Source organism: Microbacterium sp. LWH13-1.2, assembly GCF_038397735.1.
Classification (GTDB): Bacteria; Actinomycetota; Actinomycetes; order Actinomycetales; family Microbacteriaceae; genus Microbacterium.
The window spans coordinates 1,455,317-1,477,813 of record NZ_CP151635.1 but is presented as its reverse complement, the minus strand read 5'-3'; the positions used below and the strand labels follow the sequence as shown (position 1 = coordinate 1,477,813).

The following is a 22,497-nucleotide window of genomic DNA, read 5'->3' as shown; positions in this document are numbered from 1 at the left end:
CGGTGATCACAGACCCAGCTTCTCGAGCTCGGCCTCGTAGGCTTCCTCGATGTCCTCTGCGGGGCGGGTCTCGTCGTCCCACATCGCCATCAGTCGTGCGTGAGTGGACTCGTCGAGCGACTCGTACCGCTCACGCCAGGCTTCGGCGTTCTCGGTCCAGTAGCCGATCACCTTGTACGCGGACGCGGGGAGCTTGAGCTCGTGCCGCAGGTGCTTGCGCACGCCACGGGTCGCCTTGGTCTCTCCGGCGACCCAGACGTATCCGGAGCCGCGGGGAAGCTCGGAGGCGCGGAGGATCTCCTCGATGCGGGTGGGGGCATGACCGTTGCCGCCGTGCACCCAGTGCAGCTCGACGCCCTCTGCCGGGGTGAGGTCCAGCTCGTCCTCGGGGGTGGAGACCTCGAGCACTACGCGCGTGCGGATGCCCGACGGGGCGTTCTCGGCAAGGCGCGCGGCAGCGGGGAGCCCGGTCGCGTCGGCGATCAACAGCTGCCACTCGATATCGGCGGGCGGGTCGTAGAGCCCCTTCGGGGTGTTGACGCCGACCACGTCGCCCTGCTTCGCGTGGAGCGCCCAGGCTGCGGCGACACCGCCGTCGTGCACGACGAAGTCGATCGTGAGCTCGCCGGCCGCGGCATCCCAATCCCGCACCGTGTAGGTGCGCATCGGTGCCGGCTCGACACCCTCGGGGAAGTCCCAGTACCCGTCATCCGTGGGGAAGGGGAGGTTCGGCTCGTGCTGGCCCTCGGCGGGGAAGAACACGCGGAAGTACTCGTCGCCGACGCCGGTCGACACGAATCCGTCGAGTCCTTCTCCGCCGAACACTATGCGGACCATGCCGGGGCTCAGGCGCTCGACGCGCTGGACGACGATGCGGTGGATCAGGTTGACGCTCATCCGAGCAGCGCCTTCTCGACCACGGTGAGGAAGCCGCGCATGCCGCTGGGCGAGCCGTAGATCATCTCGTAGTTGTACGGGAAATACGCACCGTCCTGGACGAACGACAGGTTCTGCCAGAGCTGGTTCTGCTGCAGCGCGGCGTCGTCCTCGATCCAGACCGTGCCGTCCTCGTCGGCTCCGGTGAAGACGACGTCGATGCCCTCGAGCTGACCGACCTGCTCGGCGCTGAGCTCGGTGTAGTCCTCACTCGCGGGGAGCCCCTCGTCGGTGGCGTTCATGAGCTCGTGCATCTCGAGGCCGAGGTCGGCGAACACCAGACACGGCACGCCGTAGCAGGAGGTGGTGACCTGACCCTCGAAATAGCCGACATCGGCGACGACGGGGTGGATCTCGGCAGCGTCGAGGCGTGCTCTGATGTCGGCGACGCGCTCCTCGTACTGGTCGAGCCAGGCCTGCCACTGGTCTTCGCGTCCGAGATCGGAGGCTGCCTGTGAGACGACATCGCGCCAGTCTCCGCCGTCGAAGGCGTTGTAGGTGTAGGTCGGTGCGATCTTCTGCAGCTTGCCGTCGAGATCCTCCTCGTATCCCAGCCCGTTGAGGATGAAGTCCGGTTCGGCTTCGAGCACCGCCTCGAGGTTGAACTCGGGGAAGTTGCCGAAGGTCTTCAGCCCCTCGAGCTTCTCCTGGGGGAAGAACTCGGGGAATGCGGTGAAGTCATCGCGGATCGGCTGAGTTCCGGCGAGATCGAACCCGAGGGTGATGAGGATGTCGAGATCGGTCGTGTAGAAGCCGAGAGCGGAGTGAGGCTCGGCGGGGATCTCGATGTCGACGCCGACGGGAGTGGTGAGTTCGACACTCGCAGCGTCGCCGGAGGAGCCGGCCGCGGTGGAGCCGGCGCACGAGGTGAGCAGGAGGCCGGTCGCGGCGAGCGCGATGAGCGAGAGAGGCGAGGAGCGCATGGATCGTCTTCCAGGAGAGAGTTCAGGAGGGCGCCAAGAAAGTTAGCTAAGGCTTGGCTTACCTAGTATGAACCGGCTCCGTGTCGCACAGGTGCCAGCCGGTGTCGCGCTCAGGCCGACTTCTTGGAGGCTTCGCTGCGCACGGAGGCGAACTCCCCGGGGGTGCGACCGAGCTCGCGCCGGAACGCCTGCACGAACGCACTCGGCGTCGCGTATCCGGAGCGACGGCTGACATATGCGACGGTATGGTCTGCGGCCAGCCATTCGATGGCGCGGCGCATGCGAGCGCGCGTGCGCCAGGTGGAGAAGCTGAGTCCGGTCTCGGCGACGAAGAGTCGCGAGAGGTTGCGGGCGCTGGCGCCCACCTGACGGCCCCAGTCCTCGATGGAGCGATCATCGGCGGGGTCCGAGAGGAGCGCTTCCGCGATGAGGCGGGTCCTCATGTCGAGGGGGAGTGGGAGGTCGATCGTCGAGACTTCGACCGGCTCGAGCAGGCTCAGCGCCAGCTCCTCGGCGTGCACGCGCGGGGAGGCTGAGAGATACGGGGGTGCTTCGAGTCTGTCGAGCACCGCACGGACCACCTGGGGAATCGCGACGGCTGTCGTGCGGGTGGCGATCGGGTGGATGTCGGCATCGACGAATGTGCAGCGGAACGCGGTGCCTGCCGCCGCCACCACCCGGTGCGTGACGCCTGCGGGGATCCAGAGCCCGAGGGACCCGGGAATGGCGAAGTAGCCGTCGTCCGTCTCAGCGGTCAATGCCCCCCGTGTGCCCCAGAGAAGCTCGTGCTGCTCGTCGTGGGAGTGCGCATCCCACTCGACGTGATCCGTGAGTTCGAAGGCGTGAGTGCCGATGCGCCAGACGGCGGACTCGTCGGGGTGCTGTCCGATCAGCGACATCGTCTCCCCGCCTGTCGTCTCGCAGTCCTGGTTAGGTCACCCTAAGCTAGCACGACGTGCGGGCCCGCTCAGCGCGTGGTGAACGACACCCCGGCGCTGAGCAGCTGAAGGCGGGCAGCGAGGAGATCGACGTCGAGAGCCGCGCCGGAGATCTGGAACTCGCCAGCGAGCTCACCGGAGACCACAGGAGCGCTGATGACGCCGATGAAGTCGACGAGCGCGATCTGATTGCCGGGCGCGGACGCGGTGGACGCATCCCTGGTCCACGTTGCGAAATCCTCGGCAGCAGGGTCGGACAGGGTCACGGCCACGACGTCGCCGCTCACTTCGACCTCCGCGATGGCGTTCCCGACCAGGCGCGCGGAGGGGGGAAGGAGCAGCTGGGTCTGCATCGCCTCATCGCAGGCGAGGACGTGCCCCTCGACGGCGATCGGACCGAACCGCAGTGCGTCGCACGGGGGAGTCGCCGAGCCGTCGCCGAGGTCTGCGCCCCCGGTCGCGGGATGCACGGCGTCGACCGCGTAGAAGCCCTCGGCTGCAGGTGCCGAGATGGCGCGAGCGAAAGCGTCGACGTCGGTGTCGGTGACACCTGCGCCGAAGGTCACGATGAGATCGCCGGCATCCGTCTCGGCGATGTCGATCACCTCGACGCCGGCGTTCTCGCCGTAGAAGGCGAGCGCGGTGCGGGCGGCGGCGAGAGTCGCCGAGTCCGGGTCGCGCTCCGCCGTGACCTGGATGACGAGCTGGTCGCCGGATTCTGATCCCGACGGCGGCATCGACTCCGACGGCGCGGGGCTGTCGGGCGTCGTGGGCTCGGACTCGCCCGAGAGGGCGCCTCCGAAACCGAGAAGGAGCACGATCGCGACCGCCCAGACGGCGCTGAGGACCGCGCCGATGGTGACGGCAGTGGTCGCCACCATCGTCGGCAACCCTGCGGCCTTCGACTTCACTCGTGCGACGAGACCCAGGACGACGCCTGCAAGCGGGAGGATGAACGCGAGAGCGAGCGCCACGATCGACAAGGTGCTGGATCGTGTGTCTCTGGTGGAGACGTGCGGGGAGTCGGTCATGGGAGCTCTCTTTCTTCGCGGGGAAGGCGGACGGCGGCCACATGCGGACCCGTGGAGCGGCTCGTGGATACGAGAAAGCCCCGCACAACTCTAGTTGTGCGGGGCTTGTGTCTGTGGGCGATACCGGACTCGAACCGATGACCTCTTCCGTGTGAAGGAAGCGCGCTACCAACTGCGCCAATCGCCCATACCCGTGGGGTACGTCAACCGATACTACCGGACGGTCGGAGGCGCTGCTGACCACCCTGAGAGACACGCGCGAGATTCGCTTCCGGTTTGGACAGTCGGAGATCATCGGCTAATGTTTCATAAGTGCCCGGGACAACAACCGGGAACAACGCGGATGTAGCGCAGTTGGTAGCGCACAACCTTGCCAAGGTTGGGGTCGCGAGTTCGAGTCTCGTCATCCGCTCAAGTGCAGGGGCCTTCTTCGGAAGGCCTTCGGCACGTGGGGTCAATCCACACGGTGGCGTGGCCGAGCGGCTAGGCACCGGCCTGCAAAGCCGTTTACACGGGTTCGAATCCCGTCGCCACCTCTCACAAACTGAATAGCCCACTTGGGCGCGATTGGCGCAGCGGTAGCGCGCTTCCCTGACACGGAAGAGGTCACTGGTTCGATCCCAGTATCGCGCACAGCAAAACCCCCGGAAATCCGGGGGTTTTTTGTTGTCTGGGGAAGCTCGGGCAACATCTGGGCAATACGATCCGGCAATAGTGCGCCCCGAGAACTTCTTGGTTACAACTTGATCTCAGCAGCGGGATCAAGTGAACGCCCGCTCCGACAAGGGGTGACCATGAAAGCTCAGGCAGCGACCGTCGCGCACGGTCCAGCGGGGGAGACGGCTGAGTACGTCTTCGTGACGCCAGAGATGGCAGTCGAGTGGTTGGCGGTGAACATCGACCGCAACCGGAACATGCGAAAGAGCCGCATCAACGGGTACGTCCGTGACATCCAGAGTGATCGTTGGGTGATCACGGGGGAGGCGATCAAGTTCGACACCGCGGGCCATCTGATCGATGGTCAGAACCGTTGTCAGGCGATCGTCGCAGCGGCGAAGGGCGCTTGGGTGCTCGTCGTTCGCGGTATCAGCGAGGACGCGCTTGTGGTCCTCGATTCGGGCTCAGCGCGCAACACCGGGGACATGCTCGTGATCACCGGTTTGGCTGACCGAGCAGACGCCAAAGACGTCGGCGCCATCGCACGTCTCTACTCCGCGTTCCAGGCCGGCGATGTGAAGCACGCCGCATCTCACATCGGAGGGAGCTCAGGACTCACGAAGTCCGAGATGGCCGACGCAGTCCTTTCGATCCCGAACATCGAGTTTGCAGCACGTCACGCCCGAGGCATGTACCGCTATCTGCGCCTGCCGGTGAGTGCGCTCGGTGTCGCCTACCTCGAGTTCTCAAAGCTCGACGTAGATGACACGGCTGAGTTCTTCAACCGAATACGGGACGGAGTCCAGAACGGTCCTGGCGACCCGTTTCTGACGCTCACCCGGCGTGTATCCAACGACCTGCAATCAGGCGCGTCACGGCGCATCCTCCCTGGTCAGGCGCTCTTCTACCTGTTCCGTACCTGGAACGCTTTTCGGGAGCGCGAAGCCCTTGTGAAGCTGCAGGTCGGCTCGCCCCAGGCTGGCTTCACGCCGATTCCGACGCCGAAATGAACTGGGATTCCATGTGGCGGCGCGTCTGCTCACTGAGCGTCGACTATAGAAGGACGCTGATGATCGCTTGCTCTCTCAAGCTGCTATCGTCAGGTCCGTGCCGTCAGATGCCCTCGCAACTTGGTCCGATCGACGCATGAGGGGGCTCCGCAACCTAGAGAACGTTCATCGGGCGGTAACTGGTGGAACGCCAGGGCGAAAGTGGTTCACAGAGGAAGTGAACCACTCGATGATCGTGCGCGTGGCTTCAGAGTTCCAGGCCTTCTGTCGAGATCTCTATATCGAAGGTGTCTCAGCTGTAGCCAGCACCCTGACTGATCCCGGCATGTCGAACCTTCTCAGTATCCAGATGAACACTGGTCTGCAACTAAACAAGGTGAACGCCCAGCCCTCGTCACTTGGTGCGGACTTCAATAGGTTCAATTTCAAGCTTTGGGACACGATCAAGACGAGGTGGCCGGCTCGAGGTCAACAGCTACAAGATTCCCTGGAACTGCTCAACGACGCCCGTAACGCGATCGCTCACCAAGATCCAGTGAAGCTTGCTCAGGTTCGCCTCAAAACGCCCCTAGCTATGAGTGAGGCAAAAAGGTGGCGTGGAAATATGGACGATCTTGCTCACAAGTTGGATAGTGTGGTAGGAGCAGCAATCAAAGACTTGACTGGAGCGGAGCCATGGTGATGACCGACTATCATGCTGGTGATCCGGTGCGGGTACGAGTCGGTCGCGGGACCGTAACGGCCCGTCTCGTGTCGCCGAAGGTCGATCGACGCGGGAGGATTCTTGTGGAGATAGATAACGGCTCGGCCGAAAGCGTTGTCGCTCCTGTGCGCCGCGACGATTTGATGGTTGCTGGCTAACAGCCCATCAGTCGTAGCAGGTAGACGTACCGACTAGCTTTCTAGACGTCGACCGGAAAAACCGGCGGCGCTGCCGGTTTCGAAGAAGAGGTTGACACCGAGCTAGTCGAGGTTGAAACAGAGTCTCACCCGCACCGGCCACCTCAACGTATGCTCGCACCATGGTGAAGTACAGGCTAGTCGGCGGTCCGCGGGCCGATGAAGTAGTAGAGGAACTGCCGGACGGATATCGGTCTCAAGGAACCGGGTCGGGGTCAGGCGGCGACGCGAACTTCGAGATTCTGATGACCGCGAAGTACGTCTACGAGGTGACAGCAAAGCGCGACGGTCAGTTGTGGTTTATCCGTATCCCACAAATCGACGGCGCAACTCAGGCACGTACGCGTGAGGAGATCCCAGCGATGGCACGCGACTACATTGCCATCGCTCTCGATGTGACTACGGACTCGTTCGACGTCGCCGTAACCGTCTTCAGCGACTAGGCAAAGACGGACGCGATACTCCCGATCGTAGTGACGACGAGACCGCTACCAAGTAGGACGAGGTTTCCCCGGTTGGAGTCCAAGATCCTCTGAAGAAGCCATTGGCTCTCGAACTGAGCGAGGTGCGGCAGGTTGTCGAGAGTCGCTCTCGTTGAGTCGAGTTCGGCAAACTCTTGGTCCTGACGCGCATGCATAACGGCGAATCTTGCAGACCACCTGTCATCCCAATCCTTCCGAGCCTGGTCTGGAACGGGGGTCGTGGCGGCTGAGACGATGTCGCGCCAGTCCTGAGCCTGCTGCTCGCTGAGCTCGCGGGATTCGGCATGTTGACGTGCTTCCAGGTTCTTGAGAGTGGCGAGACGATCCTTCGACCGAATGATGTCGCGCTGCGTGGTCACGACGGCGCTAAAGAGTCCCCACCCGGTCAGAGCGAGACCCAGCACGTACAAGATGATGGCGATCAGCCCGATGACACTCATGCTGTGACCGTACCGCCTAGTCGTAGGTGCGGTGTACGTGCCAGCCGTTCTGGCCCTTGTAGACGTCGAAAACGAGTGATAGGCCGTCCTCGTTGGTTCCTTGGAATCGCCAGCCGTAGAGACCCGTGTGGGGCTCGAGGGGCGCGGTCCACACTGAGTGGCGCAACCGTGTGGGCGTGTCCGTGATGCGCCATCGTTGGCCCGCGTAGACCATCCTCGTGGGGATGTCGTTGACCATCCATAGGGTTGTGGGGTGTTCGACAGTTACGGCTTCCATGGGTAAAGACTCTAGAACAGAGGTTCGAGTCTTGCTACCCTGGGTTGAGGCCGGAGGAAGGGATGCCGGCATGGGGACGAGTAAGCGGTTGGCCCCGTACTACGACATGCAGGCACAACACCAGGCGATCCTCTCGGCGGCGAGGTCTGGGCCGCTGCAATCGCTGTCTGACCGCGAGTTGGCTCTACGCGATACGCCAGTCACGGTCTATCCGCATGCCGCCCAACGTAGGGTGCGCGCATGGGTGAGGTTCGGCCCAGAGCCCATCTGTGTAGACGCGAAAGTCGTGCGGTCGACGACGCTTGCAGCAGGAATTGAGTTCAAGGCCGGCGACCGGGTGTTTCGCTGCTGGGTATGGGGCAACGCAGTCTCGTCCCAAGACGATTGGTGCGAAACTCTTTGTGCCGGGCCTGAGGCCGCTAGGGTCTGAGGTTATGACCTCGCCCGAAGACATCGATGCCTTCAAGCGCCACCCTCTTTGGGATGCCGTCGACGATGTGAAGAACGAACTACGCCGAACTCGTCCGCTGAGTGACATCGATCGAGCGACTACCGCTCGAGCCAAGAACGTCATGCAGTACCTGAGCGCGTTTGGTAACGTCTCGCCCGACTTGTTTCCGAGCCAACGACTTAATCAGGCCGCCATGTTCCACAACCTCGTTCAGGCGCTAGAAAGTCAGGTGCAGGGGTGGGATCAGTCGGGGGCTATGGCTCCGAACACGGTTACTCAAATCGACGCACTCTGCGATCAGATTCTGGGGGAGCTCAGCAGAGGATTCTGGCCGGCTCTCCCTAACCCGTCTCGCTCGGTTCAGGTCATCGACGCGGCGCGCAACTATGTCGAGACAGCAGAGTCATCGCTGCAAGCTCTTCAGGCAGACGCCGAGTTGGCGCACAGTGAGGCGCAAGCTGCTCTTCAAGCATCCTCCGCGGCGACCCAGATGGCGCAGAGCATCGCAGCCGAGGCGCAGTCGACGATCGACAGGTTTGTTTCCGAACAGACAGTGATCACCGATGAGTGGAACGCGACGCACAGTGACACTCTCCGCAAGATTGAGATCGACGCCGGCAAGCAACGAGAACAGGTATCTTCGCTTGCTCAGAGTCAACGAGACGAACTGGAGGCTCGGGCTGAGAAGTCCATCACCTCTCTGGCGAAGGACGCTGAACTTGGCCAGCAGCTAGTTCAACGCGTTGGCGACCAGGCGCGAGCTGGTGGGTACGACAAGTTTGCCCGGCGAGAACGTTTCGCTTACCGGCTTTGGATTGCAGCCGGGAGCCTTGCAGTCATCGCTACCCTCGCCTACCTCGGACTCGAGCTCCGAGAGATCGCCCGGCTTAACGAGGCGCCGGACCTGACGGTCACGCTTCTCAAAACTGGTCTCTCGGTCACGGCTATCGCATTCTCCGGGTTCTGTTTCCGAGAAGCAGGGAAGCGGCAGCGCAACGCAATCGAAGCGAACTACCGCGCTCTCGATCTTCTCGCGCTCGAACCGTTCACGGAAGGTATGTCTGAGACCGAAGCCACCGCGTTCCGGAGGATGCTCGGCGAACGAATCTTTGCGTCTTCTCCTGAACCGCAGGGCAGACGATCAGATGAGAAGGTGACGACGTTCCGCATTGACTTGGCTGACATCAAGACTGTCGCTGACACGGCTAAAGCGGTCAAGGATCTTAGTTTGTAGCCCCTCGCGGTCCGTTCGCCGCATCATCGCCGACTGCGAGCGATCTCTCGCTCTGCTCCGAGACGTGATGGAAGAACTGTGGAATGGCTTCTCTGGATGGTGGGCCACGATCAACTGGGCTTCATGCTTCCTTCCACGTTTATCAGCGGATTCAGTTAGATATGCTCGTGCGCATGCATGCGAATACAAACTTGACGGACGCGGTCAAGAAGCAGATCAAGAAGACGACGTTGGTGGTCGTCATCATCGCCGTTGTGTTCCTCGGGCTCACCGCGTTGCTCGTGTTCGGACCCGAGAAGGGCAGCGTTGAAGCGAAGACCTACGCCGTGGGGCTGGGAGTTCTCGCGATCTTGATGGGAGGGCTTAAGGAGATCGCGAGGATTCGGGAGCGTCAGATCCGGGTTTACACCGATGGCCTGTCGATCAATCCGAAAGCCGCTGGAATCAAGGAGCTTCGAGCATCCGAGCGTCTCGCTGGAGACGTCGCCGACGCGGGCAGCTTGTACTTGTGGATCTTCGGCATTGGAACGATCTTCTCTGCTTGGTTGAATCTGTTCTGATTGCCGAAAGGCCCCGTCTAGCTGAATCTGAGACGGGGCCTTTCCTGTCAGACCGTCCGCACGCCGCGGCGAATGGTCTGCGAGAAGTCCCGCGAGTAGTTCTGCACGCGCCCTTCCGCACGGTCATCGACATAGGCGTTGAACTCGTACCCGTCCACGACCAGTCGCATACTGTCACCAGCCGCAAGGCCGGATGGTGACGTCGAAGCGGCCCCGATCAGACTGCTCATGTTGGTGAACGAGATCTCGGGTCGGTAGGACTCGGCACCGAACGCGAACTGCTCCATCAGGGAGGCGCCGCCATCCTCCACGGCGGTCCACCCAGAACCAGCGAATGTTCCCCGCTTGGCGGGCGAGTGCGGGAAGAACCCGGACGCCCAGTCGAGGACACCGTTGATGGCGGATCCGACACTGCCCACCATGCTTTTGATGCCGTCAATGAAGCCCTGCATGAGCGCACGACCGGAGCTGACGAGCCACGCGCCCGCCCCAGACAGGATCGCCTGAATGCGGTTTGGGAGCGAAGCGAAGATCGTCACTGCTGATTCGATACCCGTGCGGATTCCGTCCGGCAGCGCAGTCCAGATCATCTGTCCGATGTTGAGGATGTTCTGCACTGCACCGGAGAAGAACGCGCCGATCTGTGACCAGCCGGAGTTCCAAGACGCGACTACCTGCGAGACCGTCTCGGTGAGCCAGTTGAGCGCAGGCATCAGCCAATCGGTGACCGCTCGCGCCATGTCCATGATCGGCCCGCCTGTCGCTTCCAGGGAGCTGGTCATCTCGTCGAAGGTCTTGTTTCCAGACAAGAAGCTGACGAGCTGCACGAACACGTTGTACAGCTCCGCGATGCCCTGGACGATCGGAACGAGGATCGGGATCAGGAACTTCAGCGCATCGGTGAGAAGCGGCAGGATGTCGACCACTAGCTGGATCAGTGGCGGGATGAGTGGCAGGAGAGCCAGCACCAGATCCGTCAGCGGGGGCGCCAACTCGACGAGGGCATCAACAAGAGCTTCTGCAAGGAGTGGGACGATTTCCGCGAGCTGGTCGCCCATCTCTGCGAGGACGTCTGACAGCACGGGGCCGATCTTCGCTCCGAGCTCCTGAAGCACTTGGAGAAGCGGTTTGAAGGTCTCACCCAGCCCCATCACCGAGCTCTGCAGTGCTTCCGACTCGATGAACATGCCGACGAGCAGGCCGATCACTGCACCCACGGGTCCGGAGATCACCGGCAGGAACCGTCCAATGATCGGGAGCGTGGCCAGCAGAGGCGCCATGGCACCCGCGAGAGCTGTAAAGACGGGCGTGAGCCCGTCGAAGCCCTTGAACGTGTCCTTGAGGTCACCGAAGCCTGAGACGAGTCGGTCGAGACCGTTCAGCGCTCCTTCCGCGAATTGAAAGTCGATCCCGTCGATCGTCCATTGCAGCTTTTCGACGACGGGCTGCACGCGGGCGGTGATTCCGTCCGCGATCGTCGTCAGCTCGTTGAAGAAGTCCCGCGCGAGTCCCAGGCCGGGACCGGCGAAGGCTTCACCGAGCCGAGACAGAGCTGCGCCCATGTTCGAGAACGCGCCACGTGTTGTGTTACCGGACTCGAGAGCCGCACCACCAATGTTGTTCTCAATCGCGCGGCGGAACGTCTCCGCATCCACCTCGCCACGAGACACCATCTTCTGCAACTCATCCGCAGTGACGCCATACTCCTTCTGCAGCCACTGCATGATCGGAATACCACGCTCAGTCAGACGATTCAGGTTCTCCATCCCCGCGTAACCCTTAGAGGTCACCTGGTTGATGATGTCGCCCATCTCACCCATCGACGTGCCAGCGATCGTCGCCGCATCAGCCGTCAACCGCAGATACCGCTCAAGCTCCTGACCCGGCTTGATACCCGCAGCCACCGCAGAAGCCGCAGTCGTAGCCGCAGCATCCAAACCAAACGCCGTACCCTTCACCGACGCGAGAGCATCCTGCATGATCGCCTGAACGGTCTGGGTATCGTGACCCAAACCCTTCAGCTTCGCCGTCGCATCCTCAATATTCAAAGCACGCGAAATACCGCCCGTGAGAGCGATGGCCCCCACTGTGCCGGCGAGCACCCCAACGCCGCCGACCACCTTCCCGATGCCACTCGCGAGCGACGAGAAGAATCCCTTTGACCGCTTCTCCGCGTTCCCGAACGCCGAGGTTGCTTCCTTGTCTACTGCTTTCGAGAACCCGGTCCCAGACGGGAGCAGGCTCACGTACGCCACACCAATTTCCTGTGCCATCCGGCACCCCCAAACGACCCGATCGGGCCTTCGCGGAGGTAGGCGACATCCCCCCGTTTGAAAACGACAAGGTGCCCCGGCCACGTGGACCAGGGCACCCTAGGTAGTGCTGTGTTTCTTCTGCTCTACTTCGTACTTTGCTGCAGGTAGGTGCGCAGGATTCCCTGCATACCCAGCCGGAGTTGCTTGTTCTCGGTGAACCCGTCGAAGAACCGGGCCATCATCACCGGGAGCAGCGGCAACACTCGAGCGAAGCGGTCGAGCGGGATCTCTGCCCGCATCACGTCTTCACGTTGACCCGGCTTGGCCAAGAGCATCTTCGCCGCGACCTGCAGTGCGAGATCCTCATCACTCATTCGCACCACCGCCACCCAGCCTGCGAGCAAGCCGGTCAACCGGATGCTCAGGCTTCTTCGAAGGCTTGATCACGCCCTTCACGAACACAAACAGCATCACGAGGATCACGACCGCAACTGCGATCGCTCCAATCCAGGACACGATTTCCCACGGATTCATAGCTCTCTCTTCTCTCTACAACGACGGGCGTGGGGACCCTCCCGCCCCCTGGCGAGGCCCTCCCATAGGTAAAGGGCCTTTTCACACACGGAGTTTTATAGATCCCCGTTTCGGATCTCCCACTCCGGATCGAACGGCGCAGCCGGAATCGGATGCGACTCGTCCTCCTCCACGTGACGGGCATAATCGCCACCTGGCCACCCGTACTCGAGCGCGTACGCCTCACGCAGTCCCACCCACGAGGAACGCTTCTCCAGCCACCGCTCGAAAGCCTTCTTCCTCAGCGGATACGGCATAAGCACGTCATCGGTCGGAGCCGGCGTCAGCGCCGACGCCGAAAGCGACTCCGCGATGATCGGATCGCGGTCAACGAGCTTCTTCCGACGCACGCCCGACCACCTCCGTCCGCGAATGACCGTCCCGGCGCAGCGGAGGCCAAGGCAAACCCTGTGCACGGCGGCTCGCAGCCACCGCTCGCAAGAGAACGTCGACCGGGGTCTCCGCGGCATGTGGAGCCTTCTTGCGCCTCACGATGCGCTTCGCAGCGCATAGACACCCCGCGCCGGGCGACTCGACGGAAGGTCATCTTCCTCAAGGCCCGGGACTTTCAAGGTCGCCAAGAGCCGCGCGAGTGCGAGCTGCTGCTGTCGAACCTCAACAATCGCCGGGTGGAGCCGGTCGCCCTGAGACGATCGGATCATCACACCGTCCTTGATCACCTGCTCCCGAAGGAGCTCGATCGTGTCGCGGACTCGACAAGCCTGCTCGAGCTGCGTGCGCTCATGTTCAGCGAGATCGAACTGCTGATCAATCGACTTCCAAAGCTTCTGGCCCGGTTTACCCAGACCACTCGGCATACGTGCCATGAATCACCTACTTTCTGCTGTCACAGCCCCCGCAAAGAGGCCCATCGTTTGGGCGTTCGGGGAGATATCGGCCCTTTACCTATGGGAGGGCCGTTGATGGGGAGGGGAGGAGGGTGCGGCCCGGGTTGTCTGTGGTTGCCGCTACGGTCTCCGCAACGCGCAACTCGCGCGCCCTATGAGAGGACGATTGATGAGCATTGCATCGGCGAAGAGCCAAGTCAGTGGAGTTGCGGGAGCGATCAAGGGCAACAGCTCGGCGATGACCACGCTGGGCAACATTGGGTCTGACCCTCATCCGGAGAAAATGCTCGCGGTTGGCCTGGCTCATGCCGGTAATGCGATCGAGGAGCTCATCAAGGTGGTGGAGAAGCTCGAGCGCGAGGTGGCCGAACTGCGTACCCGGGTGCGGTGACCGGGGCGAAGCACAATTAGGTCGGCCTCGCCCCGGTCAGATGGCCCCCTAAAAGGTCGGGGGCGTCATCCGCGGAAGCGGGGTGCGTCTCCGACTGAGTAGGTGGCCGCCCGGACGAACCCCTCGCGGATGTCGTTGGTGTAGCGGTGGAGTGCTGCCGCATCTCGGATCGCTTCGCCTGCTGACGGGTACGCCTGAGCTGCCTTGTCGACCACGTCAGCCCAGCCCGACTCGTTTGCTTTGCGGATCACGGCGTGCGCGAGGGAACGATCATCGGAGCGGATCGCTCGTTCGATGGTTCGCATTGCGTCCTTGTCGTCCTCGAGGCGGTCGGCTCGTTCCTCTGCGTCTCGCATTGCAACGAGGTCGCCACCGCTTGTTCCGATCCTGGCCACGAGTGAGCGCTGAAGAGACTCGGCCTTCGTGGCGATCGCGGTCTCTTCCTGCTTCTGAATCTTCGCCACGGACTCTGTGACGAGTCGGTGCGCATCGGCGAGGACTTCCTGCTTGCCGAGCGGAGTCAGGGACTGGTCGTTCTTGAGCTTTTCGTGAAGCTCCCGATATTGGGTGATCTCGCCGATCGCTTTGTTTCGGTAGCCGTCGATCTCGGTCTTGAGTGCGTCGAGTGCCATGGTTCTGGATGCCTTTCGTTAGTTGGAGTCGCGGCCGAAGAGGGCTGCGATTTCAGGGGGAAGTTTGTGGTGTGGTCGACGGGCGACCTTGGTCATGTCGCGCACAACTCGCTCGAGCAGTGCGTCGTATCGTTCGCCGTTCCAGTGGGAGTGGTCCGGGCAGTTGCGGATGCCGGCGTGTGCTCGGCTGATCAAGTCCTCAGTCATGCGTCTCTCATCTCCGATCGTTGGACGCGCGGGTAGACGGTGCAGTGTGGTTCATGTTGTTCCTGTCTGACCCACGCGCCTGAGCCTGTGCGGAACCATCGGACCCACGGCCAACACGTCGTGCATGTTGCTGGGGAGATGTTGATTGGTCGATTCATCCGCGTCCCCTCCGCCTCCGTGAGCGAGCGCGTTTCACGCCGTGGATGCGGTTGATCTCGGCTCGTACGTGCTCCTCTCGCGCACGGGTCGTCCAAAGCTGCGTGAGTGTGGGGGAGTTGATGAACCCGAGTGTTGGTCTCGGGCCATTCTTCGGGTGAGCAAACTCGATCCATTCCGCGATCGTGAGATCGTGGAGTGCCGCGAGTTGCGCGTTCGTGGCTGGTTCGTCGAATGACCTGTCGATCACGACCTTCGTGAAGTTGCGCCGTTCGCGTATGAACTGGATTTGAGCGGTCATGCCGTCACCGCCTTGCCGCCGCATCCTGACCGTGAGCACTTAGCTCCGACTGTTACTCCGTGCACGCACGTTCCGGGGTCGGTTTCCGACAGGTAGGCCGTGTGTAGGTGTGTAGGAAGTGTCGTTTGTGTAGGAAGCTCAGGTGCCGTTCCTACACTTCCTACGCTTCCTACAGGGGTGTTTCCTACGGGGATATAGAGTCCGCGGTCCGCTCTGCCGATTCGAGCCGCTCGGTATGCGCGCAGCAGATAAGTACCTGCGTCCTTTTCTGTGATGATGAGCTCTGAGGCGACGTCGGCGGCGCGGACTCCTTCTGGATGCTGTGTGACGTACGCGACAACAGCGGTCGATGTTCCACCTAGTCCCTCGGTCACTCGCTGATTCGCCAGGGCGACCGCAGCCTCGGTAAGAGCGCCGCCAACGAGCACCCATCTCACGCCGTCTCGGTGAACGGCGTACTCGCCTTCAACGGCGTCGCGTGACGTGACAGACAAGCTGCCATTGTTCTCGTTGCGATCGCGGCGAAGGACCAGGATCGAGTCTGCAGATCCTGCGAGCCCCTGCGTTCCTGACACGGAATCGAGGAAGTCGTCACCCGCTGCTTTGCGAGTGTGATGAACCACGATCACCGAACCGCCCGAGACGCTGTCAGCGACAGCCTTGAGACCGCCACCGATCCGATAGTCCTTCTGGTAGTCCGACTCGCCAGTGTTTGCCGGCGTTGCCACCTTTCCAAGCGTGTCGATGATGATGACCGGAGCCTCGTCGTGATGTTCGCCCATGAACTCTCTCGCCTGCTCGAGAACGGACCCGGGGTCAGCCTCGGTCTGGAAGTAGAGCTCCTCAGGTGCGACAACCACATCAAGGTGTTTGAGGCGATCCTGAAGTCGCCGTTGCGTATCTTCTAGAGCGAGGTACAACACGGGTCTCGCTCGGTCCACTGGCACTGCTCCGAGAGCTTCACCGCCAGTAGCGAGCTGGTACGCCAGGTCGAGCACGAGCCAGGACTTACCGATCTTCGGTGGTGCGGCAAGGATTGTCAGACCTTCGGGGATGATGCCGGGGATCACGTACTGAATTGGGGCGAACCTCCGAGACATGAGGTCCAGCATTGAGATGCGGTTTGAGCTGTTCACGCGACCTCCTTTCGGGTGTCTTGAGTTGAGGTGAACCGTATTGGCTCACGGATGTTGTCGAGGCTGGCGAGGTAGATCTGCCACGCCTCATCAAGGACGTCATCAACATCTGGTCGGTTCGCGAGATCCGCGGCCTGGTCGAGCCGCTCCAGAAGGTACTGCTGCCGGTCGTTGTCAACGAACGCGCGAAGCCACAGACGGTCGGCGTCGAGCTTCAGGAGTTGCACTTCCGTGTCTCGCGAGCGCCGTCCTTGCTCGTAGGCGACTCCCCATAGGGTGTTGATTGCGTCGGGGAGTTGCCAGAGCCGCAGCGAGCCGTCCGCGAGCCCCCACGCCCATGCGTCGATAGCGATCGATGCTTGTGCGCTGATTGTTGTGCGTGGATGATCGGCTCCGCTCGGTGAGGGTGCCGCGTTCAACTCACTGCCCGCGCGAAGTCGACGCGTTGCGCGGCCAGTTCTCCCGTAGGGTCAGCCACTCCCGTCGAAGTCATCACGCGGAGGCGCTGTTCACTGATGGCGCCCGTCCGAACTGAATTAATGAGCTGAATCGTTCGGGTGTACCCCAGCAAGCGGACTGACTTGCGGATGATGCGTGTCATCCGGGCGGGTGGGATGACGACGCCGTCTCCCGCGTACGCGTAGCGGATTAGACGCTCGATAGGCCCGCTGGTCATGCTGCATATCCGGCCAGGGGGCGCACCGACTTCTCCAAACTCGTCATGTCAATGCGAATGAGTCGTGGCCCGAATTTGACAGCGCGAATCGACCCGTCTGCGCAGCGTCTGCGCACTGTGTCTGTGCTCACGCCCATCACAACGGCTACCTCTGCAATGCTTCCCCAAGTAGTTTCCGACATTTCTTGTACCCCGATTCCTCATTCGAAGCCGGAGTGGGTAGCCTGAAGGGACCCACCCTGACACCTCAACCGTCTCCGTGGTAGCGCCCGCTTAACAGGTCAGAGCGTTAAGCGGGCGCGTTCGATAGCCCACGAATTTCCATGTACTGCGCAGCACTTGGCCGCATAACTATGTAAATGGATCTCTGTGAACTCTGCCACTTGCTCTGTGCATAAATCTGTGGATAAGAGAGGTTTCTCGGAGCGTCGGACAGATCTGATGGACGACGATTTGGCGAAATTCCGCTGATTCTCGGCCCGTATTAGTCTTGAGGCGCTTTATAGAATGTGTGCAAAACTACGCCTGCTATTGGCATGAATTGACCCGGATGGGATGGCGCGTCGAGGCCTGTTGTGCCGGCGCTCGTCTCGCGTTTTGGGCGATACGCCAGCCTGGGGATGCGTCCTGCTGGCTGGATTCGAACCAGCGACTATCGAGGTAGAAGCTCGATGCTCTGTCCACTGAGCTGCAGCAGGTGCCAAGGGGTCGCCCACACGAGCGCCACCTTGTTCGTTTAGCGAATGATCCTCTCGGGGTCGAGCACGGGCTTCAGAGTGAACTGATCCCGGATTGGATAGCGCCGGCCGATCGTGTAGGCGAGGTCGCTGAGAGCAAACATCAGCGCGAGCTGCTTGCGGCGCGGGCTCCAAAAGGAATTGTTTTCCCGAAACATGATCTGGTCGATCGCGAGCTCAATGAAGTCGCGATCATCGCATCCGGCCCACAGAGATGCTGCGATCTGACGGCCGACAGCTTCGACCTGCCCCGTATCGTCCAAGCTCGGCGGGCGCTTGTATGCGACCGCTTCCACGTCACCCGCTTGCGCCTTGAGTGGTGACTTCTCCGCCCGTTCTGACGCTTCACCGAAGACCCTTGTAGCGTCCAATCCCACTGCGGCGCACATCAGCAAGACCTGGTGGACAGGTATGGAAGCGCCAGACTTCGAGAGCCGCACGCTGATCTGGGGCTGTGTCATTCCCGTCGCGGCGGCAAGATCCTTCTGCAACATTCCTCGCAATCGCATTGCCTCGCGAATCATGTCCACAATCTCATCGTCAACTTGCGATCGCGACCTCTTAGCGGGCATCGCTTGGCTCCCATCCGCGGTTCACTCGAGCGACCATAGCGGCAAAGCGTCCCGCTTGCGACGGGTCCCAGGCATACTGCGGCCAGCGCCTGGAAAGGGTTTTGTTCGCGCAGCCGACACTCCGAGCGGCTTCACTTATGGACGCTCCGTCTTCGAGCAAGCGCAAGGCCTGCTCTAGCTGTGCGGTTGGAAGCGGGGTTGTCGCCGGGCGGTGGCTCTGTCGGGTCGAGTGCCGCCACCGGACCACCGTGCGGCTCGAGACGCCGCAAAACTGAGCGATCTCGCGAGCAGACAGCCCGGACCGCTCAAGAACGATGAATTGCTCGTGCACGCCCATCAGACGTCCCGACTAGAGAGTTCGTGAGTGACGTCGTGAGCCCGCTTGAGAGTCGGAGTCAACTCGCGCACGAACCTCGCGTAAAGGGTCGACGCCGTGGCGAAGACGTCGCTGAGACTCTTGAAAGAGTCCGTAGTCTCGCCGGGCTCTCGCCAGATCTCGTCGAGATCGAGGGAGCACTCGATTCGTGGAACACCCTTCACCACCTCGAGAAGGAAACCCTGGGTGACATCGCCGGCCGTCAGCGTGATTTGCTGCTCATGCGAGTGAGGCGCGAACCGAATGATCTCCGGGTCAGTGTGATCGAGCTCGCACCATGCGTACACGGTGCAGGATCGTGGCGTGTCTGTAATTGCGGATACAGTAACAGTGGTCATTTCGACTCCCAGTTGTGTGACCCGACCCCCGCTGAGTTGCACCTCGGTGGGGGTCTCTTCGTTGGGGTGTCCGCAGGCACGGACACCCTTCTCATGCGAGTTCGCTCATGCGCCTCGCGAGTTCTTCGTCGCGGCCAGCGGTGTGCTGGTACCTCATCGCTGCCGCGACCGTAGAGTGTCCGAGGCGCGACTGCAGCTCCTTGAGTGTGGCTCCGGCCAATGCCGCACGGGTTGCGCCGTAGTGACGGAGCGCGTGCCAGGGCATGTCTTGACGACCCGCCGCGATCCGAGCCGGGTTCCAGTGCTTCCAGAACGCTGATTGAGCCAGATGCCCACTTCCGTCCGCTGACGGGAACAGCAGCGAGTCGGCGGACCTTCCTACAAACTCGCTCAGGTGTTCTGTCACGATGTCGTTGACATGAGGAGGGAGAACGATGGCACGGACTCCGGCCTCCGATTTCGTTCGACCGACGATGAAGCCCTGCCCGGTTACGTGCGTTACCCCGCGGGAAACGTTGACCACGATCGACTGAGACTCATCGTCGCTGACGATCTCAATGTCTCTGCGGCGGAGCTCCGTCAACTCGCCGTAGCGCACGCCGGTCCATGCGGCCAAGACCACTGCAGCTCGGAAGCGAGGCGTGATCGCGTTGAGGATCGCTTGCAGCTCTGACGGAGTTGGGGGCTCAGTCTTCTTTCCTGTCGACGCGGAGGCGGCGCCCCGAATCTGGCAGGGGTTGACCTTGATGCGTCCGTCCGCGACCGCGGTTGTAAGTATTGATTTCAGGAGCTCATATGCTCGAGCGGCCTGGGTCTTCGTCCCGGCAGCGATGAGCGTTGAGTACCACGAACGAACTTGGTCCGGCGTAATGGCTGTCAGCCGCGAGTCCGCGAACGGGCGAAGCGAACCCGCAAGGAGGCGCCGATACTCAGCAGCCGTACGCGGGCGAAGATGCTCCCCGTGGCGGTTGGTGCGGGTGCTGACCCAGTCCTCGGCGTATGACCCGAAAGTGAGCGCTTTACCTTTGCCGGATGACTCCGCGCGAGCAGTGTCGAACTCTGACCAAGTGCCGTCGAGGATGCGCGCCTGCTGCACCGCGAGCCAACCGCGGGCATCAGTGATGCCATCGAACGTCTGCGGCGCGTTGTGACGCTCTCCATCTGGCCCCACGTACGAAGCCTGGTAGCGGCCCGACGAGCGTTGCCGGATCGCACCGAACGACTCTCGCCGCTTGCGCTTCTTGGGAACCATGGCCTGTCTCTCCTGGGCAATAACGGGCAATATCTTGTGCGGTGTATTGCTACCTCATGCGTCCCAGTGACCTTAACACAACCAGGCAAAATTCGCACCAGGACGGCGCAGATCGCTGCAACCATGCGGGGTGGCCCAGTATCACAAATACTGTTTCGATCCCAGTATCGCGCACAGAAGAAAACCCCCGGTCATCCGGGGGTTTTTTCGTACCCAGTGGGCGTCAGATCATGGCTGCTGGAATTACTCCGTAGCCAAGCTAGTCTTTCGCTTGGCTAGACACACTGGTATATTGGGAGCGTGGCCACGACTTCGGTCACTTGCCGGCTGATCCCCAGCGCCGGCACAGCGCCCCCGCGAATTCCCCAGATTCGCCGGGGCGCTTCTCTGTTCGGGGCGCTGAATCCGTGATCGCATCGGAAGCACCGTAGACGGAGGGTCGAGCGGAAGCATCCGCTCGGCCCTCCGTCTGCATGCGACGGTCAGTCGGCCTGCACGAGGATCTTCGCGCCAGCACCACCGCGCAGCGAGTGGATGGCGTCGACGACCTGCTCGAGCGCGACCTCCTGTACCCAGCCTGTGGTGTCGTAGACGCCGCGGGACATGGCCTCGATCACGGCGTCGAAGTCCTCGGGAAGGTAGGCCAGCGCGCCCGCGATCTCTGTCTCGGCCATGACGAGCTGCGTGGGCAGGAACTCCATGGGGCGCTCGTGGATCGCCACGACGATGACCCGTCCGCCGGGCACGAGGCTGGCCAGTGACGAGGTGACGGCTGGTCCCGCGCCGGCGGCGTCGAACGCGACATCCACACCGTTTCCGTCGCTCAGCGTCGCGACGGCGGCGGGGAGATCCTCGTTCACCGGATCGACGACCGTCGCGCCGAGCCCGGCGATGATGGCACGACGTTCTGCGCTCGGCTCTGAGACGAGCACCTTCTCGACACCGCGCGCCTTGAGAGCGAACCAGACGCCGATGCCGATGGGGCCGGCGCCGGCGATCAATGCGGTGCCTCCGGCGTCGACACCGCTGCGGGAGACGGCGTGCCAGGCGACCGACATCGGCTCGACGAGTGCGCCCATGCGCAGGTCGACGTTCTCGGGAAGAACATGCAGCTTCGTGGCATCCACCGTCGTGAACTCTGCCATTCCGCCGCCGTGCGAGCTCAGCCCATGGAAGCCGATCTTCTGGCAGGCGTTGAACATTCCCCGACGGCAGGCCGGGCATTCGCCGCAGTAGTAGATGGGCCAGACGGCGACGCGATCACCCACTGCGACGTCGTCGACGCCCTCGCCGAGCTCGACGATCGTGCCGGAGAACTCGTGACCGAGGATCTGGGGGAGCGTCGAACCGGTGACGGGGTGCGGGTGATCGAAGTCGAGCCCTGCGGCCTCGGGGCTGTAATACACGTGCAGGTCGGACCCGCAGATGCCGGCGAAGGCGTTCCGCAGCTTCACCTGCCCGGGGCCGGGCGTGGGCTCGGGCACCTCCTCGACCCTGAGGTCCTCTTTCGCGTGAAACTGTGCGGCCTTCATCCTCTTCTTCTCCTTCTCCGGGCGGCTGTCAGCGCAGCCACCACTCCGGTGACGCCGCGAGGATCAGCCTCACGGCACGTTCGATGTCGTCGTCCTCGCTGCGCAGCCACTCCTCGACGGCTCCGATGGTGCCCGCCGCGGCGTAGGCGATGGCGATCCGCATCGCGGCCGCATCGGCGGCGAACTCGGACGGGACGATCTCGGGGTGCAGCTCGACCCACAGCACGAGACCCGCGCTGATCGATCGCTCGAGATTGCTGCGCACGGGAGCTGCGAGCAGCGGATGCATCGCGCCCCGGTACACGTCCGCTCGCCGGTGCACGTGCTCGAGCAGTGCGCGCTCCGCGTCGCCGATCGCGTCGGCCTGGGGGAGAACCTCCATCGCCTCGTCGATCTCGGCGGACAGTGCGTCGGCGAGCAGACTTGCCGGGCTGTCGGCGTGGCGGTAGAAAGTGTCGCGCGTGACGCCCGCCTGCAGACAGATCGCGGATGCCGTCACCTCCGAGATCGGGGTGTCCCCCGCCAGGGTGAGGACTGCTGCGCGAAGGCTCTCGCGCGACCGTCGCGACCGTGCGTCCATAGTCCTACTTTATAAGACAACTGTCAGATAGAGTCCGATCACACACTTCGCATCTGTCACAACTGCACCATTGTCAACAAAGCAATATCTCGCATA

The 22,497-nt window shown here is 62.4% G+C and carries 26 protein-coding genes and 5 tRNA genes; 9 read left to right on the top strand and 22 right to left on the bottom strand.

The genetic code is table 11. The annotated features are described in order from the left end of the window. Positions 1 to 6 precede the first annotated feature (6 nt). From MRBLWH13_RS06855 to MRBLWH13_RS06835, 5 genes are all read right to left on the bottom strand, one after another. Positions 7 to 897: a siderophore-interacting protein gene (locus tag MRBLWH13_RS06855; protein ID WP_341957504.1), complete on the bottom strand. Its 891-nt coding sequence runs from the start codon at positions 895 to 897 to the stop codon at positions 7 to 9. Further along, on the bottom strand, positions 894 to 1,859 hold the full coding sequence (locus tag MRBLWH13_RS06850) for an ABC transporter substrate-binding protein (protein ID WP_341957503.1): 966 nt from the start codon (positions 1,857 to 1,859) through the stop codon (positions 894 to 896). The genes MRBLWH13_RS06855 and MRBLWH13_RS06850 overlap by 4 nt, the downstream gene beginning before the upstream one ends. A gap of 110 nt (positions 1,860 to 1,969) precedes the next feature. After that, positions 1,970 to 2,758 carry an AraC family transcriptional regulator gene (locus MRBLWH13_RS06845; RefSeq protein ID WP_341957502.1) on the bottom strand — a complete coding sequence of 263 codons (789 nt, stop codon included), beginning with the start codon at positions 2,756 to 2,758 and terminating at the stop codon, positions 1,970 to 1,972. A 68-nt stretch (positions 2,759 to 2,826) separates the two neighbouring features. Next, entirely contained in the window at positions 2,827 to 3,828 is a 1,002-nt protein-coding gene (locus MRBLWH13_RS06840) for a hypothetical protein (protein ID WP_341957501.1), read from the bottom strand. A 114-nt stretch (positions 3,829 to 3,942) separates the two neighbouring features. Further along, positions 3,943 to 4,015: transfer RNA gene (locus MRBLWH13_RS06835), tRNA-Val, on the bottom strand. A gap of 152 nt (positions 4,016 to 4,167) precedes the next feature. Here MRBLWH13_RS06835 and MRBLWH13_RS06830 point away from each other — a divergent pair. From MRBLWH13_RS06830 to MRBLWH13_RS06805, 6 genes are all read left to right on the top strand, one after another. Beyond that, positions 4,168 to 4,240: transfer RNA gene (locus MRBLWH13_RS06830), tRNA-Gly, on the top strand. 53 nt (positions 4,241 to 4,293) lie between these two features. Then, positions 4,294 to 4,364: transfer RNA gene (locus tag MRBLWH13_RS06825), tRNA-Cys, on the top strand. Positions 4,365 to 4,389: 25 nt separating this feature from the next. Further along, positions 4,390 to 4,461: transfer RNA gene (locus MRBLWH13_RS06820), tRNA-Val, on the top strand. Between the two features lie 257 nt (positions 4,462 to 4,718). Then, a complete protein-coding gene (locus MRBLWH13_RS06815) occupies positions 4,719 to 5,495 on the top strand; it encodes a hypothetical protein (RefSeq protein ID WP_341957500.1) in 777 nt (258 codons plus the stop codon). A 241-nt stretch (positions 5,496 to 5,736) separates the two neighbouring features. Beyond that, positions 5,737 to 6,177: a hypothetical protein gene (locus MRBLWH13_RS06810; RefSeq protein ID WP_341957499.1), complete on the top strand. Its 441-nt coding sequence runs from the start codon at positions 5,737 to 5,739 to the stop codon at positions 6,175 to 6,177. A gap of 340 nt (positions 6,178 to 6,517) precedes the next feature. Then, positions 6,518 to 6,838, top strand: coding sequence for a hypothetical protein (locus MRBLWH13_RS06805; protein WP_341957498.1), 321 nt, complete (start codon positions 6,518 to 6,520; stop codon positions 6,836 to 6,838). Here the strand turns inward: MRBLWH13_RS06805 and MRBLWH13_RS06800 are convergent. Then, on the bottom strand, positions 6,835 to 7,317 hold the full coding sequence (locus tag MRBLWH13_RS06800; protein WP_341957497.1) for a hypothetical protein: 483 nt from the start codon (positions 7,315 to 7,317) through the stop codon (positions 6,835 to 6,837). The genes MRBLWH13_RS06805 and MRBLWH13_RS06800 overlap by 4 nt on opposite strands. Positions 7,318 to 7,333: 16 nt before the next feature. Further along, the gene (locus tag MRBLWH13_RS06795; RefSeq protein ID WP_341957496.1) at positions 7,334 to 7,594 is read right to left on the bottom strand and encodes a hypothetical protein; all 261 of its coding nucleotides are present in this window, start codon (positions 7,592 to 7,594) and stop codon (positions 7,334 to 7,336) included. A 434-nt stretch (positions 7,595 to 8,028) separates the two neighbouring features. On the opposite strand from MRBLWH13_RS06795, the gene MRBLWH13_RS06790 reads away from it, so the two are divergent. Both MRBLWH13_RS06790 and MRBLWH13_RS06785 read left to right on the top strand, forming a co-directional pair. After that, positions 8,029 to 9,279, top strand: coding sequence for a hypothetical protein (locus tag MRBLWH13_RS06790; protein WP_341957495.1), 1,251 nt, complete (start codon positions 8,029 to 8,031; stop codon positions 9,277 to 9,279). Positions 9,280 to 9,362: 83 nt separating this feature from the next. After that, complete coding sequence (locus tag MRBLWH13_RS06785; protein ID WP_341957494.1) at positions 9,363 to 9,839, top strand: hypothetical protein; 477 nt, start codon at positions 9,363 to 9,365, stop codon at positions 9,837 to 9,839. Between the two features lie 47 nt (positions 9,840 to 9,886). Here the strand turns inward: MRBLWH13_RS06785 and MRBLWH13_RS06780 are convergent, their stop codons facing one another. From MRBLWH13_RS06780 to MRBLWH13_RS06760, 5 genes are all read right to left on the bottom strand, one after another. Then, on the bottom strand, positions 9,887 to 12,112 hold the full coding sequence (locus MRBLWH13_RS06780; RefSeq protein ID WP_341957493.1) for a tape measure protein: 2,226 nt from the start codon (positions 12,110 to 12,112) through the stop codon (positions 9,887 to 9,889). A 125-nt stretch (positions 12,113 to 12,237) separates the two neighbouring features. Further along, the gene (locus MRBLWH13_RS06775) at positions 12,238 to 12,468 is read right to left on the bottom strand and encodes a hypothetical protein (protein WP_341957492.1); all 231 of its coding nucleotides are present in this window, start codon (positions 12,466 to 12,468) and stop codon (positions 12,238 to 12,240) included. Beyond that, entirely contained in the window at positions 12,461 to 12,628 is a 168-nt protein-coding gene (locus MRBLWH13_RS06770; protein ID WP_341957491.1) for a hypothetical protein, read from the bottom strand. The genes MRBLWH13_RS06775 and MRBLWH13_RS06770 overlap by 8 nt, the downstream gene beginning before the upstream one ends. Positions 12,629 to 12,723: 95 nt before the next feature. Then, entirely contained in the window at positions 12,724 to 13,017 is a 294-nt protein-coding gene (locus MRBLWH13_RS06765; RefSeq protein WP_341957490.1) for a hypothetical protein, read from the bottom strand. A gap of 138 nt (positions 13,018 to 13,155) precedes the next feature. Then, on the bottom strand, positions 13,156 to 13,494 hold the full coding sequence (locus MRBLWH13_RS06760; protein WP_341957489.1) for a terminase: 339 nt from the start codon (positions 13,492 to 13,494) through the stop codon (positions 13,156 to 13,158). A gap of 190 nt (positions 13,495 to 13,684) precedes the next feature. On the opposite strand from MRBLWH13_RS06760, the gene MRBLWH13_RS06755 reads away from it, so the two are divergent. Next, entirely contained in the window at positions 13,685 to 13,906 is a 222-nt protein-coding gene (locus tag MRBLWH13_RS06755) for a hypothetical protein (RefSeq protein ID WP_341957488.1), read from the top strand. A gap of 65 nt (positions 13,907 to 13,971) precedes the next feature. On the opposite strand, the gene MRBLWH13_RS06750 is transcribed toward MRBLWH13_RS06755, so the two are convergent. The 10 genes from MRBLWH13_RS06750 to MRBLWH13_RS06705 form a co-directional block, all read right to left on the bottom strand. Next, positions 13,972 to 14,538: a hypothetical protein gene (locus MRBLWH13_RS06750; protein WP_341957487.1), complete on the bottom strand. Its 567-nt coding sequence runs from the start codon at positions 14,536 to 14,538 to the stop codon at positions 13,972 to 13,974. Positions 14,539 to 14,556: 18 nt separating this feature from the next. Then, positions 14,557 to 14,745, bottom strand: a complete 189-nt coding sequence (locus MRBLWH13_RS06745) for a hypothetical protein (RefSeq protein WP_341957486.1) — start codon at positions 14,743 to 14,745, stop codon at positions 14,557 to 14,559. 453 nt (positions 14,746 to 15,198) lie between these two features. After that, on the bottom strand, positions 15,199 to 16,338 hold the full coding sequence (locus MRBLWH13_RS06740; RefSeq protein WP_341957485.1) for an AAA family ATPase: 1,140 nt from the start codon (positions 16,336 to 16,338) through the stop codon (positions 15,199 to 15,201). Continuing rightward, the gene (locus tag MRBLWH13_RS06735) at positions 16,335 to 16,757 is read right to left on the bottom strand and encodes a hypothetical protein (RefSeq protein ID WP_341957484.1); all 423 of its coding nucleotides are present in this window, start codon (positions 16,755 to 16,757) and stop codon (positions 16,335 to 16,337) included. The genes MRBLWH13_RS06740 and MRBLWH13_RS06735 overlap by 4 nt, the downstream gene beginning before the upstream one ends. An 882-nt stretch (positions 16,758 to 17,639) precedes the next feature. After that, positions 17,640 to 17,712: transfer RNA gene (locus MRBLWH13_RS06730), tRNA-Arg, on the bottom strand. 38 nt (positions 17,713 to 17,750) lie between these two features. Further along, positions 17,751 to 18,275, bottom strand: coding sequence for a helix-turn-helix transcriptional regulator (locus MRBLWH13_RS06725; RefSeq protein ID WP_341957483.1), 525 nt, complete (start codon positions 18,273 to 18,275; stop codon positions 17,751 to 17,753). 384 nt (positions 18,276 to 18,659) lie between these two features. After that, positions 18,660 to 19,037, bottom strand: a complete 378-nt coding sequence (locus MRBLWH13_RS06720; protein ID WP_341957482.1) for a hypothetical protein — start codon at positions 19,035 to 19,037, stop codon at positions 18,660 to 18,662. Positions 19,038 to 19,128: 91 nt separating this feature from the next. Further along, positions 19,129 to 20,289, bottom strand: coding sequence for a site-specific integrase (locus tag MRBLWH13_RS06715; RefSeq protein WP_341957481.1), 1,161 nt, complete (start codon positions 20,287 to 20,289; stop codon positions 19,129 to 19,131). A gap of 482 nt (positions 20,290 to 20,771) precedes the next feature. Then, a complete protein-coding gene (locus MRBLWH13_RS06710) occupies positions 20,772 to 21,821 on the bottom strand; it encodes a 2,3-butanediol dehydrogenase (RefSeq protein WP_341957480.1) in 1,050 nt (349 codons plus the stop codon). A 28-nt stretch (positions 21,822 to 21,849) separates the two neighbouring features. Then, the gene (locus MRBLWH13_RS06705; protein ID WP_341957479.1) at positions 21,850 to 22,401 is read right to left on the bottom strand and encodes a hypothetical protein; all 552 of its coding nucleotides are present in this window, start codon (positions 22,399 to 22,401) and stop codon (positions 21,850 to 21,852) included. Between the last annotated feature and the right edge of the window lie 96 nt (positions 22,402 to 22,497).

Excerpts from the sequence above, each read along its gene's own strand:
- MRBLWH13_RS06750 (WP_341957487.1), bottom strand. The coding sequence starts at position 14,538 with ATGGCACTCGACGCACTCAAGACCGAGATCGACGGCTACCGAAACAAA.
- MRBLWH13_RS06775 (WP_341957492.1), bottom strand. The coding sequence starts at position 12,468 with ATGAGTGATGAGGATCTCGCACTGCAGGTCGCGGCGAAGATGCTCTTG.
- MRBLWH13_RS06850 (WP_341957503.1), bottom strand. The coding sequence starts at position 1,859 with ATGCGCTCCTCGCCTCTCTCGCTCATCGCGCTCGCCGCGACCGGCCTC.
- MRBLWH13_RS06780 (WP_341957493.1), bottom strand. The coding sequence starts at position 12,112 with ATGGCACAGGAAATTGGTGTGGCGTACGTGAGCCTGCTCCCGTCTGGG.
- MRBLWH13_RS06785 (WP_341957494.1), top strand. The coding sequence starts at position 9,363 with ATGGCTTCTCTGGATGGTGGGCCACGATCAACTGGGCTTCATGCTTCC.
- MRBLWH13_RS06805 (WP_341957498.1), top strand. The coding sequence starts at position 6,518 with ATGGTGAAGTACAGGCTAGTCGGCGGTCCGCGGGCCGATGAAGTAGTA.
- MRBLWH13_RS06840 (WP_341957501.1), bottom strand. The coding sequence starts at position 3,828 with ATGACCGACTCCCCGCACGTCTCCACCAGAGACACACGATCCAGCACC.
- MRBLWH13_RS06755 (WP_341957488.1), top strand. The coding sequence starts at position 13,685 with ATGAGCATTGCATCGGCGAAGAGCCAAGTCAGTGGAGTTGCGGGAGCG.
- MRBLWH13_RS06845 (WP_341957502.1), bottom strand. The coding sequence starts at position 2,758 with ATGTCGCTGATCGGACAGCACCCCGACGAGTCCGCCGTCTGGCGCATC.
- MRBLWH13_RS06795 (WP_341957496.1), bottom strand. The coding sequence starts at position 7,594 with ATGGAAGCCGTAACTGTCGAACACCCCACAACCCTATGGATGGTCAAC.
- MRBLWH13_RS06790 (WP_341957495.1), top strand. The coding sequence starts at position 8,029 with ATGACCTCGCCCGAAGACATCGATGCCTTCAAGCGCCACCCTCTTTGG.
- MRBLWH13_RS06800 (WP_341957497.1), bottom strand. The coding sequence starts at position 7,317 with ATGAGTGTCATCGGGCTGATCGCCATCATCTTGTACGTGCTGGGTCTC.
- MRBLWH13_RS06715 (WP_341957481.1), bottom strand. The coding sequence starts at position 20,289 with ATGGTTCCCAAGAAGCGCAAGCGGCGAGAGTCGTTCGGTGCGATCCGG.
- MRBLWH13_RS06770 (WP_341957491.1), bottom strand. The coding sequence starts at position 12,628 with ATGAATCCGTGGGAAATCGTGTCCTGGATTGGAGCGATCGCAGTTGCG.
- MRBLWH13_RS06855 (WP_341957504.1), bottom strand. The coding sequence starts at position 897 with ATGAGCGTCAACCTGATCCACCGCATCGTCGTCCAGCGCGTCGAGCGC.
- MRBLWH13_RS06725 (WP_341957483.1), bottom strand. The coding sequence starts at position 18,275 with ATGATTCGCGAGGCAATGCGATTGCGAGGAATGTTGCAGAAGGATCTT.
- MRBLWH13_RS06745 (WP_341957486.1), bottom strand. The coding sequence starts at position 14,745 with ATGACTGAGGACTTGATCAGCCGAGCACACGCCGGCATCCGCAACTGC.
- MRBLWH13_RS06705 (WP_341957479.1), bottom strand. The coding sequence starts at position 22,401 with ATGGACGCACGGTCGCGACGGTCGCGCGAGAGCCTTCGCGCAGCAGTC.
- MRBLWH13_RS06720 (WP_341957482.1), bottom strand. The coding sequence starts at position 19,037 with ATGACCACTGTTACTGTATCCGCAATTACAGACACGCCACGATCCTGC.
- MRBLWH13_RS06760 (WP_341957489.1), bottom strand. The coding sequence starts at position 13,494 with ATGGCACGTATGCCGAGTGGTCTGGGTAAACCGGGCCAGAAGCTTTGG.
- MRBLWH13_RS06710 (WP_341957480.1), bottom strand. The coding sequence starts at position 21,821 with ATGAAGGCCGCACAGTTTCACGCGAAAGAGGACCTCAGGGTCGAGGAG.